Raw genomic sequence first — 13,131 nt, 5'->3', positions numbered from 1 at the left:
CTATCATGCCGAATTCCAGCGCGCCCGCCGCCGCCTGGAACTGGCGCGCGAGGAAGTGGCCACCTGCGCCATCTCCGGCGCCGTGGGCACATTTGCCAATATCGATCCGCGCGTGGAAGAGCATGTAGCCAAAAAACTGGGCCTGAAGCCCGAGCCGGTAAGCACCCAGGTGATCCCGCGCGACCGCCATGCCGCCTATTTCGCCCATCTGGCGGTCGTGGCCGCTTCCATCGAACGGCTGGCCACCGAGATTCGCCATCTGCAACGCTCGGAAGTGATGGAAGCCGAGGAATATTTCTCGCCCGGCCAGAAGGGCTCGTCGGCCATGCCGCACAAGCGCAACCCGGTGCTGACCGAGAATCTCACCGGCCTGGCGCGCCTGGTGCGCTCCGCCGTGATTCCGGCGCTGGAAAACGTGGCTTTGTGGCATGAGCGCGATATCAGCCATTCCTCGGTGGAACGCGGGATCGGCCCGGATGCCACCATCCATCTGGATTTCGCGCTGCATCGCCTGGCCGGCGTGATCGAAAAGCTGGTGGTCTACCCGGAAAACATGATGAAGAACCTGGACCGCTTCGGCGGCCTGGTGCATTCGCAGCGCATTTTGCTGGCGCTGACCCAGGCCGGCCTCTCGCGCGAGGACAGCTACCGCCTGGTGCAGAAGCATGCCATGACGATCTGGCGCAATGGTGGCGACTTCCTGGCCCTGCTGAAGCAGGAACCGGAAGTGACTGCCAAGCTGAAACCGAAGCAGTTGGAAGCCCTGTTCGACCTGGGCTACCACTTCAAGCATGTAGACACCATCTTCCGCCGGGTATTCGGGGCCAAGGCGATGACTGCCCACGGCTCGAAGAAAAAGGCGGCCGGCAAACCGAAAGCCGCCAAGAAACGCAAGGCAGCTTAAGCCGATATTGCAAAGCCCCGGCCGGCGTGAGAGGCTTCCTCCATAAAAGGGAGGAAGCCGCATGATCGAGGCATTGCGTACGCCGGAAGAGCGTTTCGAGAATCTGCCGGGCTATAATTTTCGCCCGCATTACCTGGAGCATGCCAATGGCCTGCGCATGCATTACCTGGATGAAGGCAAGATCGGCGGCCGCACATTCCTCTGCCTGCACGGCCAACCGACCTGGAGCTACCTCTACCGCCGCATGATCCCGGCAATTGTGGCCGCTGGTCATCGCGTGGTGGCGCCGGACCTATTCGGCTTCGGCAAATCCGACAAGCCGCGCGAGGATGCGGTCTATACCTTCGATTTCCACCGCGACAGCCTGATCGCGCTGATCCGCGCGCTGAACCTGCAGCAGATCACCCTGGTCTGCCAGGATTGGGGTGGCCTGCTGGGCCTGACCATCCCCAAGAAAATGCCCGAGCGCTTCGATGGCCTGCTGGTGATGAACACCGCCCTGGGAACCGGCGACAGGCCGCTGACGCAAGGCTTTCTCGACTGGCGTGCCTGGAACAACAAGAATCCGGACATGGCAATCGCCAAGCTGATGCAGCGCAGTTGCCCGCAGCTCAGCCCAGCCGAAGCCGCCGCCTACGAGGCACCCTATCCGGACCTGCATTACAAGGGTGGCGTTCGGCGCTTTCCCAATCTGGTGCCCGACAGCCCGGATGCACCGGGCGCCGAGTTATCGCGCCGAGCCAAGGAATTCTGGCAAAACGACTGGCAAGGCAAGAGCGTGATGGTGATCGGCATGGCCGATCCGGTTCTGGGCGCGCCGGTGATGCATGGCTTGCGGAAAGTGATCCGCAATTGCCCGGAACCGATCGAACTGCCCGAGGGCGGACATTTCGTGCAGGAATGGAGCGATCTGTTCATCGCCCAGGCGTTGGAACGCCTGGGCTGATGATGCCCATCACTTGGCGAAGATCATCTCGTCGTTGGCAAACGCCTTGAATTCCAGCGCATTGCCCGAGGGATCCATGAAGAACATGGTGTGCTGCTGGCCCACTTCGCCCTTGAAACGCACATAAGGCTCGATCACGAATTTGGTGCCGGCGGCAATCAACCGAGCGGCCAGCTTCTCCCAATCCGGAATCGACAGGATCACGCCGAAATGCTTGGCGGGCACCTTATGGTCGTCCACCGAGCTATAAGCCTTCACGCCGCATTCCTCGGGCGCCAGATGGGCAACCAACTGATGGCCATAAAAATCGAAATCCACCCAATGCTCGGCCGAGCGGCCTTCGCTGCATCCCAGCACTTCGCCATAGAATTTCCGCGCTTCAGCGATGTCGCGCACCGGAAAGGCAAGGTGAAACGGCCGCAGCGTGGACTTGGCGACCGGCTCGGCAATCTTGGGGGTGGGGTTCAGGGCATTCATGGCTGGCTCCGGTGGGGCAGTTATCTCTGCCCGGATATTAACCGCTGGCAGCGGAGGCTCAACCGATATAAACTGCGCCTATTATGAGTTTTTCTCAAGCTAAAGCATCATGGCCGAACCGTCGCTGAACGCCATCCGCAGCTTTGAAGCCGCTGGCCGGCATTTGAGTTTCAGCCGCGCAGCGCAAGAGCTGAATGTAACCCCGGGCGCAGTAAGCCGCCTGGTGGCGGAGCTTGAGCGCACCCTTGGCGCGCCGCTGTTCCGCCGCCTGCATCGTCGATTGGAACTCACGGAAACCGGGGCAGCCTATCTGCCGCCGGTTACCGATGCGCTGGAGCGCCTGCGCGCCGCCACCCGCCAGATCAGCGCCCGCCCGCGCGGCGACCGGCTGAGCCTGAGCATGCTGCCCACCTTCGCCATGCGCTGGTTCATGCCGCGTATGCCGGATTTTCAGCATCGCTATCCCGGCATTGCGGTGGAAGTGACGGTGGCCGACCGGCTGGTGGATCTAAGCGCCGAACCCATCGACATGCAGATCCGCGTGGGGCGCGGCCCCTGGCCCGGCCTGTGGTCGGAAAAGCTGCTGGAGGAAACCGCGATCCTGGTCGCAGCCCCTGCCCTGCTGGCGGAAAAACCGTTGCGACGCCCGGCCGACCTGCGCCGGCATAGCCTGCTGGTGCATTCCACCCGACCGCAGGCCTGGCGCGACTGGCTGGCTGCTACTGGAATCAAGCTGAACGATAAGCCGAAATTCGGCCCGTCATTCGAGCATTTCTTCATGTCGATCGACGCCGCGATCAACGGCCTGGGCCTGGCCTTGGTGCCGGATTTCATGGTGCGCGAGGAGCTGCGCCATGGCCGCCTGGCCGAACCGCTGTCGGATCATCGCCAGAAACGCCGCGAAGGCTATTGGCTGGTACATCGGCTGGGCCGCGAGCGTGAACCGGCCATCTGCGCCTTCCGCGACTGGGTGCGCGAGCAGGCCCGCAACAGCAGCTAGACGAAAATCACCGCGATGCCGACCAGGCCGAACAGCAGCCGTAGCCACAGACTGCCCACGCCGCCGATCAGCGCATAGCTGAGGCCTACCAGCCCGGCACCGATCTTCGCCATGGCAAAGATGGCCGCCACGGGCGCCTCGGCCAGATAGAGCAGATCGGGATTGGCCACGAAGCCCAGCGGAATGATGAACAACCCCAGGCCGATCCGCATCGCCATGCCCGCCACCGGCAGCCAAGGCGTGCCGGCAATCGAGGCGGCCACGAAAACCGTGCCGCAGACCGGCGGCGTGATGGTGCAGAGCAGCGCATACCAGAACACGAACATATGCGCGTGCAATTCCGGCAGACCCAGTTTCACCAGGGCCGGGCCGGCCACCGCCACGCAGATCAGATACGCTGCCGTGGTGGGCAATTCCATGCCCAGGATGGTGCAGGCCAGTGCGGTGAGCAGCAGGGCCACCCAAAGCCTGCCACCGCTCATATCCAGGATGAAGCCGGTGATCTTCACGCCCAGGCCGGTGGTGTGGAACACGCCCACGATCAAGCCGGCGCAGATAATGATGGCGGCAATCAACGCGATCTGCCGTGCCGCCTCCACCAATCCGACGGCCAGGCGATTGCCGAACAAGGCGATATCGAAGCGCTTGCCGCTGCCATCCCAAACCAGCATGGCAACCGTGACCAAGGTGGCCACCATCGCCGAATAGGCCGGCGAATAGCTGAGCACCAGCAGGAACAGGATCAGCACCGCCAGCGGCAGCGCGAAGAACGGCGCCGCCACCGACGCCACGCGCCAGCCCGGCAATTCGCTGGCCGGCAGGGCCTTCAGATTGTAGCGCAGCGCAAAGCAATGCACGCCTACCCAGGCCACGAAGAAAAACAGGATGGCCGGCAGGATCGAAGCCACGGCGATTTCGGCATAGGGCTTGCGCAGCAATTCCGCCATCACGAAGGCGGCGGCCCCCATCACCGGCGGCATGATCTGCCCGCCGGTGGAAGCCACGGCTTCAGTGGCGGCGGCCACCGGGCGCGGATAGCCCATGCGGATCATGCCGGGGATGGTGACAGCCCCCACGGAAGCCACATTGGCCGAGGCGGAACCGGAAATCGTGCCATACAGCGCCGAGGCCAGCACGCTCACCTTGGCGGCGCCCGCGCGATAGCCGCCGGCCAACTGGGTGGCGATGGCCATGAAGCCGCGCCCGGCCTCGCCCGCCGATACAGCGGCGCCCAGGATCATGAAGGGCACGATCAAATCGATGGATGTACCGGTGAGTTGCCCCCAGAGGCCGCCTTCCGCAAGCACCATGGCACCGAAGAAATAATCCAGCGGCACGCCGGGATGGCCGAACATGCCGGGCAGATGCTCGCCAAACAAACCATACAACAGGCAGATCAACGCCACGCCGGGCAGCACCGGCTGCACGGCACGGCGCGCCATTTCCAATGTCACCAGGATCAGGGCAATCGCTAAAGCGAACTGGAAGGCGCTGCCATCCAGCGAGCCATATTGATCCAGCAACGCCTTGCGGTCGGCGATGATATAGAACGCCCCGGCCAGCCCCAGCAGACAGCAGAAGATACCGAACCAGCGCTCGACCCGCCCACGCGCCGCCGCGAACAGGAAGACCCATGGCAAGGCCGAGGCGAAATGCAGCGGCCGGCTGACCAGATTGGGCACCAGGCCGCTGAAGATCATCCAGATATGCACGCCCACCGTAGCGGCGGCACAGACGAGCAGAAGATTACCCGGCCGTGCCGGCGCTACGCTATCGTGCATCGATGCTTACTGTTTCACTCCGCTTACTGCATCGAATCCGGCAGCTTCACGCCGGCTTCCTTGTAATAGCGGGCCGCGCCCGGATGCAGCTTGGTGCCGTTCAGCGCCGCCACCAGGCTGGGCGACACGGCGGCCCACCAGGGATTGGTCTTGGCCATTTCGTCCTTCTTGGACCAGAAGGCCTTCACGATGGCATAGGCGGTATCGTCATCCATGCGGCTGGTGGTGAAGGCGCCGACCGGCACGCCCACAGTGGGGGTATCCACATCCACGCCCTTATAGGTGCCCTTGGCGATGGTGATCGGGCTGGAGGACGGATCGCTCTTCACCAGGGTTTCGGCCTGCGCCGCCGAGATCGGCAGAATCTTGATCGGCAGGGTGGTGGCCAATTCCTGCAATTGCGGCGTGGGATGCGACGAGCAGGTGGCATAGCCCGCCACCTTGCGGTTCTTCAGCGCATTGTCGGCCGAAGCGAGTTCGGTATCCACATAGTTCACTTTGCCTTCAAGGCCGAGCAGGCCGAAGATGGTGCGCGTACGGCCATCGCAGAAAGTGCCACGCCCGCCGGAAATGAAATCCTTACCGGCCAGATCGGCCAGGCTGTTCACGCCGGCATCGGCGCGCACCACAAAATGCACCGTCACATAGGGCACCACGAACAGGGTACGCACGGCATCATAGCCGGTCTCGCCCTCGAAAGGCTTCTTGCCCTCACGGGCCTGGGCCAGCAGGCTGGGCGGCGTGGTGAAGACGAAATTGCCGGGGCGCTTGGCGGCTTCCTTCACATTCTGCACGCTGCCCTGGCTTTCCTCCACCGTGGCCTGGATGGCGCCCTTGCTCTCAGAGCGCAGCACCTCACCCAACTGCACCATCATCACATAATAGGAAGATGAGGCGGTGGCGGATTTCAGGGTCACGCGGGTCTGCGCATCGGCGGCGCCGGTGAAGGCGACGGACGCAAGCAACGAAAGGCCAAACGCCAAGGGCGCGAAACGGAAATGCATGATTTTCCTCCCAGGATTTTTGAATTTTATGTTGCAGATGTAATGACGGATTATGGCAGCGCAACCTTACGCAGCAGAAACTCACGGCCCACCTTCACGCTCGGCTGGCCATCATAAGCCACGATATCGGCCGTGGCGTAGGTTTCGGGCCAATTGTCGGGCAGATACGAGCCGGTGCCGACAATATCGATCGGCGCATGCACGCTGGCCATCACCTTGCACTTGGCGGCATTGAAGCCCGAAGACCCCACGATTTTCACGCCCAGGAAACCGGCTTTGTCCAGCACCGAGCGCATATGGAAGATCGCTGCAGCCGAAACCCCGGTGCCGACCATCCAGCGCAGTTCCGCTTCGGTGCGGTATTGCCGGATCGCATTGGGCACATGGCGGTCGAGTACCGCGTAGGAGGATTGCGGGTCCAGGCCTTCCACATAGCGGCTGCCATGGGTATCCAGCCGCACCGACAGCTTGCCTTCGCGGGCCAGGTTGGGGAAACGCTCGCAAACCGCCAGCGCGTCGGTCACTTCCTGGCCGTAATAATCCACCAGCACGGTCATCGGCTCGTGGGGGAAAGTTTCGTGATACAGCTCAGCCGCCCGCAAGGTAGAGCCGGCATAGCCGATCAGCGCATGCGGCATGGTGCCGAAACCGAGATCGTTGCCGAAATAATGCGCCGTGGCATCGCTGGCATTGCCGATAAAGCCGGCCGCCCCGACATCGCGGCGCGCGGCACGCGAGCCGACCGACGCGGCATAGGCCATCAACTCGGCCATCTCAGCGCCGGCGCAATGGCGCGCATCCATCGCCAGGAAGCGCACTTTGGGCAGATCGCAGCACATGGAATAGGCGTTGTAAGCCGCAACGCAGGCCGCACCCAGCTTTTGCAGGTAGATGGTTTCCAGATCCACCAGCTCGGCCATCGAACCCGTGAGATAGACCAGCGGTTCGCCGGCACCCACCCAGGTGCCTTCCTCGCGCACCAGTTCGATGCCGAACTTGGTGTTGCGCGCGGCGGCCACGCGCTCCAGCCATTCGATCATCAGGCGCGGGCACAGGATCACCGGGCGGCGCATGAACAGCGCGTAGGTGACCTGCTTGTCGCCATATTGCTGCACCACCGCCTTGGTCTTCTTGAAATAGACATCGGTGCGCCCGGCGATATCGCGCTCCAGCTCTGCGGCCTGGGCGGGCGAAACGAAGGGGGTGATATCAGTCTGCTTCGGCTGCATGGCGGAGCGTCCGGTTGTTGCGCTCAAGTTTCAGCATTTCGGCGATCAGGAAAGCCAGTTCCAGCGATTGCGAGGCGTTGAGGCGCGGATCGCAATGGGTGTGGTAGCGGCTCGACAGATCGTCATCGCCGATGGCCTGGGCACCGCCCATGCATTCGGTGACATTCTGGCCGGTCAACTCGAGATGGATGCCGCCGGCATGGGTGCCTTCGGCCAGATGCGCCTCGAAGAACTGCCGCACTTCCGACAATACGCGGTCGAACGGCCGGGTCTTGTAGCCCGATGCCGAGGTGAGCGTGTTGCCATGCATCGGGTCGCTGGACCACACCACGTTGCGGCCTTCGCTGCGCACCTTGCGCAACAGCGCGGGCAGATGCTTGCCCAGTTTGTCATGCCCCATACGCACGATCAGCGTAAGGCGACCCGGCTCGTTATGCGGATTGAGCAAGTCGATCAGCCGGATCAGTTCATCCGGATCGGTGGTGGGGCCGCATTTCAGGCCCAGCGGGTTCAACACGCCGCGCAGGAATTCCACATGCGCGCCATCGGGCTGACGGGTACGGTCGCCGATCCACAGCATATGCGCCGACGTGTCCACCCACTCGCCCGAGGTGCTGTCGATACGGGTCATCGCCTGCTCGTAGCCGAGCAACAGTGCCTCATGGCTGGTGTAGAAATCCACCGTGCGCATTTCGTTGGAGCGTTCCGGCGTGATGCCGCAAGCCTGCATGAAATCCAGGCATTCGGTGATGCGGTTGGCCACATCCTGCCAGCGTTCGGCCTCCGGGCTTTTGGCCACGAAACCGAGATTCCAGCGATGCACGCTGTGCAGATCGGCATAGCCGCCCTGGGCGAAGGCGCGCACCAGGTTGAGCGAAGCCGCCGCCTGGCTATAGGCCTGCAGCAGCCGGGTGGGATCGGGCACACGGGCTTCGGGCGTGAATTCCATGCCGTTGATGATATCGCCGCGATAGCTGGGCAGTTCCACATCGCCGCGCTTTTCGGTGTTCGATGAGCGCGGCTTGGCGAACTGGCCGGCCAAGCGGCCAACCTTCACCACCGGCAGAGCCGCGCCAAAGGTGAGCACGACTGCCATCTGCAGCAGTACGCGGAAAGTGTCGCGGATATTGTTGGCGCTGAATTCGGCAAAGCTCTCGGCGCAATCGCCGCCCTGGAGCAGAAAGCCCTGCCCCTGAGATACCCGGCCAAGGGCCGCCTTCAGATTCCGCGCCTCGCCGGCAAAAACCAGCGGAGGATATTTCGACAGCTTATCCTCCACCGCAGCCAGGGCGGCGGCATCGGGGTATTCCGGCACTTGCAAAATAGGCTTTGTCCGCCAGCTATCCGGCGACCATTTACGCGCATTCATCTTACGGCTCCCGAGGCTTCAAAGGCAGTCAAGGCCTTGAAACCGTTGTGTAATCGTAATCAATCCTCAACACAATACCGCGTCCTGCCGCGCAAGACCAGCCACCAGCTCCGGCACCAGCCACACCGGTTCAGCGGCCCGAAGCGGCCATCAGCAGAGCCAAGCCGGCAATCGCTGCGGTTTCCGCCCGCAAAATCCTTGGCCCCAGACCCACCGGCACCACAAAAGGCAACCCGGCCAGCCAGTTAGCCTCCTCGGGGGCAAAGCCACCCTCAGGCCCGACCAACAAAGCCGCCGGCCCGGGGGTTATCGCTTCAGCCAATGGCCGGGCCTGCGCCCGCTCCAGACATACATAGAGTGGACGATCCTCCGGCCAAGCGCCCAAGGCAGACTGCAATTCAGCCAAGGGCGGGATTTCCGGAAGGTCCAGCCGCTCGCATTGTTCGGCGGCCTCGCGGGCATTGGCCAACAAACGGGCGGGATTCACCTGCCGCACCTGGCAGCGCCGGGTCAGCACCGGGATGATGCGCGCAGCGCCCAGTTCGGTGGCCTTTTCCACGATGGTTTCCAGCCGGCCCTGGCGGATCGGCGCGAATAGCAGCCATAGATCCGGTCCGTTCTGTTGCCGGCGGGTTTGTTCGCGCACGCGCAAACTGCCATCCCGCTTGCCGAACCGGGCAATCTCTGCCTGCCATTCGCCGTCGCGGCCATTGAACAGCAGCAACTGGGCGCCGACCTCCTGCCGCAGCACATGGCGCAGGTAATGGGCCTGATCCTCGGGCAGCGGAATCTCCGCCCCCGCATTCAATGCGGCTTCCACATGCAGGCGCGCGGTTGCAGCCATGATGCTTGTCTCGCCTCCGGCAAAGCACTATTCGGATTGGGTTATGGCAAAGCCCGAACCGGAAGTCACGCAGCAAGCCGCGCCCCAGGCTACGGCCCAGGCCACAGCCCAGGCCACGGCCGATGCCCTGCCCGATCATTGGGTAGAGCGCTGGCTGCCGCCGGCATGGCGGCCCTATGCCCGGCTGTCGCGACTGGATCGCCCGATCGGCACCTGGCTGCTGCTGCTGCCGGGCTGGTGGGCACTGGCATTGGCCACGCAACTGACCCAGCCGCGTGGCAACTCACTGGGCGTCAACTCACTGGGCAACTGGCCGGATGCCTGGCTGTTTATCGCTTTTGGCATCGGCGCGTTGGTGATGCGCGGCGCCGGCTGCACCTTCAACGATATCGTGGACCGCGATTTCGATGGCAGCGTGGCACGCACCCGGCTGCGCCCGATCCCGGCGGGTCTGGTAAGCCTGAAACAGGCCTGGGCCTGGCTGGTGCTGCAATCGCTGATCGGCTTTGCCATTCTGATCACCATGAATATTCCAGCCATCCTGCTGGGCATTGCCTCGCTGGGCCTGGTGGCGATCTACCCCTTCATGAAACGCGTCACTTGGTGGCCGCAATTCTTCCTGGGCCTGGCCTTCAACTGGGGCGCTGTACTGGGCTATGCCGCCGTGGCCGGTCGGCTGGATTGGATTGCCGGGCTGCTTTACGCCAGCGGCATCATCTGGACCCTGGGCTATGACACGATCTACGCCCTGCAGGACAAAGAAGACGATGCTTTGATCGGCGTGAAATCCACCGCCCGGCTGTTTGGCCGCAATGCGCGGGCCTGGATTGCCGCTTTTTACGCCATCACCATCCTGGGCCTGGCAGGCGTGGGCTGGCTGGCTGGCCTGCACTGGCCCTATTGGCTGGCGCTGGCGGCGATGGCCCTGCATTTCCTCTGGCAGGCGGCAACCCTGAAGCCAGACGACAGCGCCGCCTGCCTTGCCAAATTCCGCGCCAACCGCGATGCCGGACTGATCATATTGATCGGCTTCCTGCTGGGCTGAAATCTGCCTATAGTCTCGCCCCATGACAAAGCCTCGAATCGAACCCAGCCATTTCGGTGCGGTCTACGACCGCTTCCAAGCCCCGATCAGCAAATTCGACTGCGGCCGCAAATGCGCCCCATTGAATGGCGGCGAACCGGTCTGTTGCACCACAGGGCATGCCATACCGGTTGTGCACAAGGCGGAATTCGCCCTACTGCAATCGCGCACCGAGCTGTGGACCCGCTTCAAGGCCCATGATGCCGTGTCGCGCAAGGTGGTATCGGAATTGCCGCGATCCACCTGTGCGGTAGAATGCAAGGGCGTAAAATTCTGCGAGCGCGACAACCGCACCATCGCCTGCCGCGCCTTTCCGTTCTTTCCCTATCTCAACCGCAAGGGAGAGTTCATCGGCCTTACGGTTTACTGGACCTTCGAGGACCGCTGCTGGATGATCCATCGCATGGATCTGACCGAGCTGCCCTTCATCCGCGAGATGGTAGCCGCCTTCGAACGCATCTTTGCCTTCGATCCGGAAGAATACGACAACATGAAGGATTACAGCGCCACCGCCCGGCGGGTTTATTCCCGCGCCAAGCGACCGCTGCCTCTGCTGGGCCGCGATGGCGGGCTGTTCAAGGTTATGCCCTATACCCACGAAATGCTGCCGGCCAAGCCGGGCGATTTCAAACCGCAGGGCGCCTACAAGTCCGAAGCCGCCTATAAGCGCGCAGTGAAGGAAGCCGGCGGCACTTTGGGGCCGGAGCCCAAAGGCGGCTATCTCGCGCCTTAAGCTTTCGTCGACTGATCCTTAAACAGGAAAGTGCCCAGCAAAATCCAGCGCCGCGCGCCATCGGGCTTTTTCGGCTTGGCGATCAGCGGCGTCGTATAATGCCAGAATGGCAACCGGTAGGCCGTGAGCAGACCGTTACGCGCGGTTTCTACCCATTCGGTGAAATGCCCGGCCTTGGCATAAACCAATAACTGGCTTTGGGCATTCGGCGTCACGAAGCCGATATGCATATCCAGATAGCCATGCCGCGCCAGCGGTTCTTCGGGATGGTGATCGTTATGCGGGCCGGCATAATCGCCAGGGCCATAAGCAATCGCCTGCAGGCCGTATTTGCGCCGAAGCGGCCGCCCTGCCAAGGCGGCGGCAAAAGCCTGGTAGCTTTCCGACCGCAACATCGCCAGCAGGCCGATCTCTTCCGCCGCCTGCCGGCCCCGGCTGCGGCCTGCATCCAGATACAGGGTGCGCTGGCGCATGGTCTTTGGCAGCAGCTCGGCATAATCCTCCTGCATCTCCCAAATGCTTTCCGGTGGAATCGGCTGTTCCATCAGTCGCAGATGCGGGCCGATGCTATGCTCCAGCAAGGCCGCGGCCCCCTTGATACGGGCGGGTGCCAGCAGGTCGTCCAAGGCCAGAAAACGCGTGCGAGGCTCGGCCAGCTTGCCTGCCAATGGGTGTGTGCCATTGAGCAGGCGCAGCCCCTGGCGGCTCAGCAGATCGGAAAATTCGGCGGGGAAATGGCGCATGGCGGTTGATAGCGCGATTTCTGGAACCTGGAAAGGCCAAGTCTGGCATCCTCGGGGCCGGCGCATTATTGTCCCCGCCCATGCAAGCCTCCCAGAAAACCAGGGACCGGGATCAACTCCTGGCCCATATCCTGCTGTTTGTCACCCCGGCCATGTTTGCCACCAACATGCTGATGGCGCGTGCGACAACCGATCTGATTCCGCCGGTGGCGCAGGCCTTCTGGCGTTGGCTGGGCGTATGCTTGCTGCTGTTGCCCTTCTGCTACCGCGAGCTCTGGCACCACCGCGCCGCACTGAAGCGCGAATTGCCGCAATTGCTGGTGCTCGGCGCACTGGGCATGGGGATATGCGGCGCCCTGGTCTATATGGGGGGCGCCACCACCACGGCCACCAATATAGGGCTGATCTATTCCACATCGCCGGTGATGGTGATCCTGCTCAGCCGCTTCTGGTTCGGCGAGCGGATGAGCCAGCGCCAGGTGCTGGGCGTGACGCTGGCCCTGGCCGGGGTTTTGTTCATCATCCTGAAGGGCGCCCCCGATGCGCTGCGGCACCTGAGCTTCACCCCGGGCGATGGACTTATCCTGATCTCCTCGATTGCCTGGGCGCTATATTCCGTGCTGCTGCTGCGCTGGAAAAGCGCCCTGCGGCTGACCGCCCGGCTGGCCGCCATCGCCGCCTGCGGCGTGCTGGTAATGCTGCCCTTCCTGGGCTGGGAAACCATTGCCATCGGCCCGGCGAATTTCGGCGATTGGCGTGTATCGGCGGCCCTGGCCACCCTGGTGCTGGTGCCTGGCCTGGGCGCCTACGGCACCTTCGGCTTCATCAACCAGCATCTGGGCCCCAGCCGCACCGGGTTGATGCTTTACGCGGCGCCGATCTACACATCCGTGATGGCCTGGCTGCTTCTCGGCGAGGCCTTCCTGTTCTACCATTGGGCCGGCGCGACGCTGGTGCTGTGCGGCCTGTTCCTGGCCACCCACAAGCCAGCAAAATAAATGCCGCCCGCACGGGAGA

Annotated in this window: 13 protein-coding genes; 6 read left to right on the top strand and 7 right to left on the bottom strand. The window is 63.1% G+C overall.

The window, feature by feature from the left end; translation table 11 throughout:
- The coding region (locus tag KF827_RS02085; RefSeq protein ID WP_290999165.1) for a lyase family protein at nucleotides 1-904 on the top strand (904 nt) is incomplete at its 5' end.
- A gap of 61 nt (nucleotides 905-965) precedes the next feature.
- On the top strand, nucleotides 966-1,850 hold the full coding sequence (locus KF827_RS02080; RefSeq protein ID WP_290999162.1) for a haloalkane dehalogenase: 885 nt from the start codon (nucleotides 966-968) through the stop codon (nucleotides 1,848-1,850).
- Nucleotides 1,851-1,859: 9 nt separating this feature from the next.
- Here the strand turns inward: KF827_RS02080 and KF827_RS02075 are convergent, their stop codons facing one another.
- Nucleotides 1,860-2,327, bottom strand: a complete 468-nt coding sequence (locus KF827_RS02075) for a VOC family protein (protein ID WP_290999159.1) — start codon at nucleotides 2,325-2,327, stop codon at nucleotides 1,860-1,862.
- Nucleotides 2,328-2,436: 109 nt separating this feature from the next.
- On the opposite strand from KF827_RS02075, the gene gcvA reads away from it, so the two are divergent.
- Nucleotides 2,437-3,327 (top strand): transcriptional regulator GcvA, encoded by an 891-nt coding sequence (gene gcvA, locus KF827_RS02070; RefSeq protein WP_290999156.1) that lies wholly within the window; start codon nucleotides 2,437-2,439, stop codon nucleotides 3,325-3,327.
- On the opposite strand, the gene KF827_RS02065 is transcribed toward gcvA, so the two are convergent.
- From KF827_RS02065 to KF827_RS02045, 5 genes are all read right to left on the bottom strand, one after another.
- Complete coding sequence (locus tag KF827_RS02065) at nucleotides 3,324-5,108, bottom strand: TRAP transporter fused permease subunit (protein WP_290999153.1); 1,785 nt, start codon at nucleotides 5,106-5,108, stop codon at nucleotides 3,324-3,326. The genes gcvA and KF827_RS02065 overlap by 4 nt on opposite strands.
- A 23-nt stretch (nucleotides 5,109-5,131) precedes the next feature.
- Entirely contained in the window at nucleotides 5,132-6,112 is a 981-nt protein-coding gene (locus KF827_RS02060; RefSeq protein WP_290999149.1) for a TAXI family TRAP transporter solute-binding subunit, read from the bottom strand.
- Nucleotides 6,113-6,162: 50 nt separating this feature from the next.
- Nucleotides 6,163-7,341 carry a nicotinate phosphoribosyltransferase gene (locus KF827_RS02055; RefSeq protein WP_290999146.1) on the bottom strand — a complete coding sequence of 393 codons (1,179 nt, stop codon included), beginning with the start codon at nucleotides 7,339-7,341 and terminating at the stop codon, nucleotides 6,163-6,165.
- On the bottom strand, nucleotides 7,322-8,710 hold the full coding sequence (locus KF827_RS02050; RefSeq protein ID WP_290999143.1) for a class II 3-deoxy-7-phosphoheptulonate synthase: 1,389 nt from the start codon (nucleotides 8,708-8,710) through the stop codon (nucleotides 7,322-7,324). Before KF827_RS02050 ends, KF827_RS02055 begins: the two co-directional genes overlap by 20 nt.
- 130 nt (nucleotides 8,711-8,840) lie before the next feature.
- Complete coding sequence (locus KF827_RS02045; protein WP_290999140.1) at nucleotides 8,841-9,554, bottom strand: 16S rRNA (uracil(1498)-N(3))-methyltransferase; 714 nt, start codon at nucleotides 9,552-9,554, stop codon at nucleotides 8,841-8,843.
- A gap of 43 nt (nucleotides 9,555-9,597) precedes the next feature.
- On the opposite strand from KF827_RS02045, the gene ubiA reads away from it, so the two are divergent.
- The gene (gene ubiA, locus KF827_RS02040; protein WP_290999137.1) at nucleotides 9,598-10,599 is read left to right on the top strand and encodes a 4-hydroxybenzoate octaprenyltransferase; all 1,002 of its coding nucleotides are present in this window, start codon (nucleotides 9,598-9,600) and stop codon (nucleotides 10,597-10,599) included.
- 22 nt (nucleotides 10,600-10,621) lie between these two features.
- Nucleotides 10,622-11,371, top strand: coding sequence for a hypothetical protein (locus tag KF827_RS02035; RefSeq protein ID WP_290999134.1), 750 nt, complete (start codon nucleotides 10,622-10,624; stop codon nucleotides 11,369-11,371).
- Here the strand turns inward: KF827_RS02035 and KF827_RS02030 are convergent.
- Nucleotides 11,368-12,114 (bottom strand): hypothetical protein, encoded by a 747-nt coding sequence (locus tag KF827_RS02030; protein WP_290999131.1) that lies wholly within the window; start codon nucleotides 12,112-12,114, stop codon nucleotides 11,368-11,370. The genes KF827_RS02035 and KF827_RS02030 overlap by 4 nt on opposite strands.
- 80 nt (nucleotides 12,115-12,194) lie before the next feature.
- Here KF827_RS02030 and KF827_RS02025 point away from each other — a divergent pair, with 80 nt between their 5' ends.
- A complete protein-coding gene (locus KF827_RS02025) occupies nucleotides 12,195-13,112 on the top strand; it encodes a DMT family transporter (RefSeq protein ID WP_290999128.1) in 918 nt (305 codons plus the stop codon).
- Nucleotides 13,113-13,131: the final 19 nt, after the last annotated feature.

It is taken from the genome of Ferrovibrio sp., assembly GCF_019636075.1.
Taxonomy (GTDB): Bacteria; Pseudomonadota; Alphaproteobacteria; order Ferrovibrionales; family Ferrovibrionaceae; genus Ferrovibrio.
The sequence above is the reverse complement of the archived record's forward strand: the minus strand, read 5'-3'. Positions and strand labels throughout refer to the sequence as shown.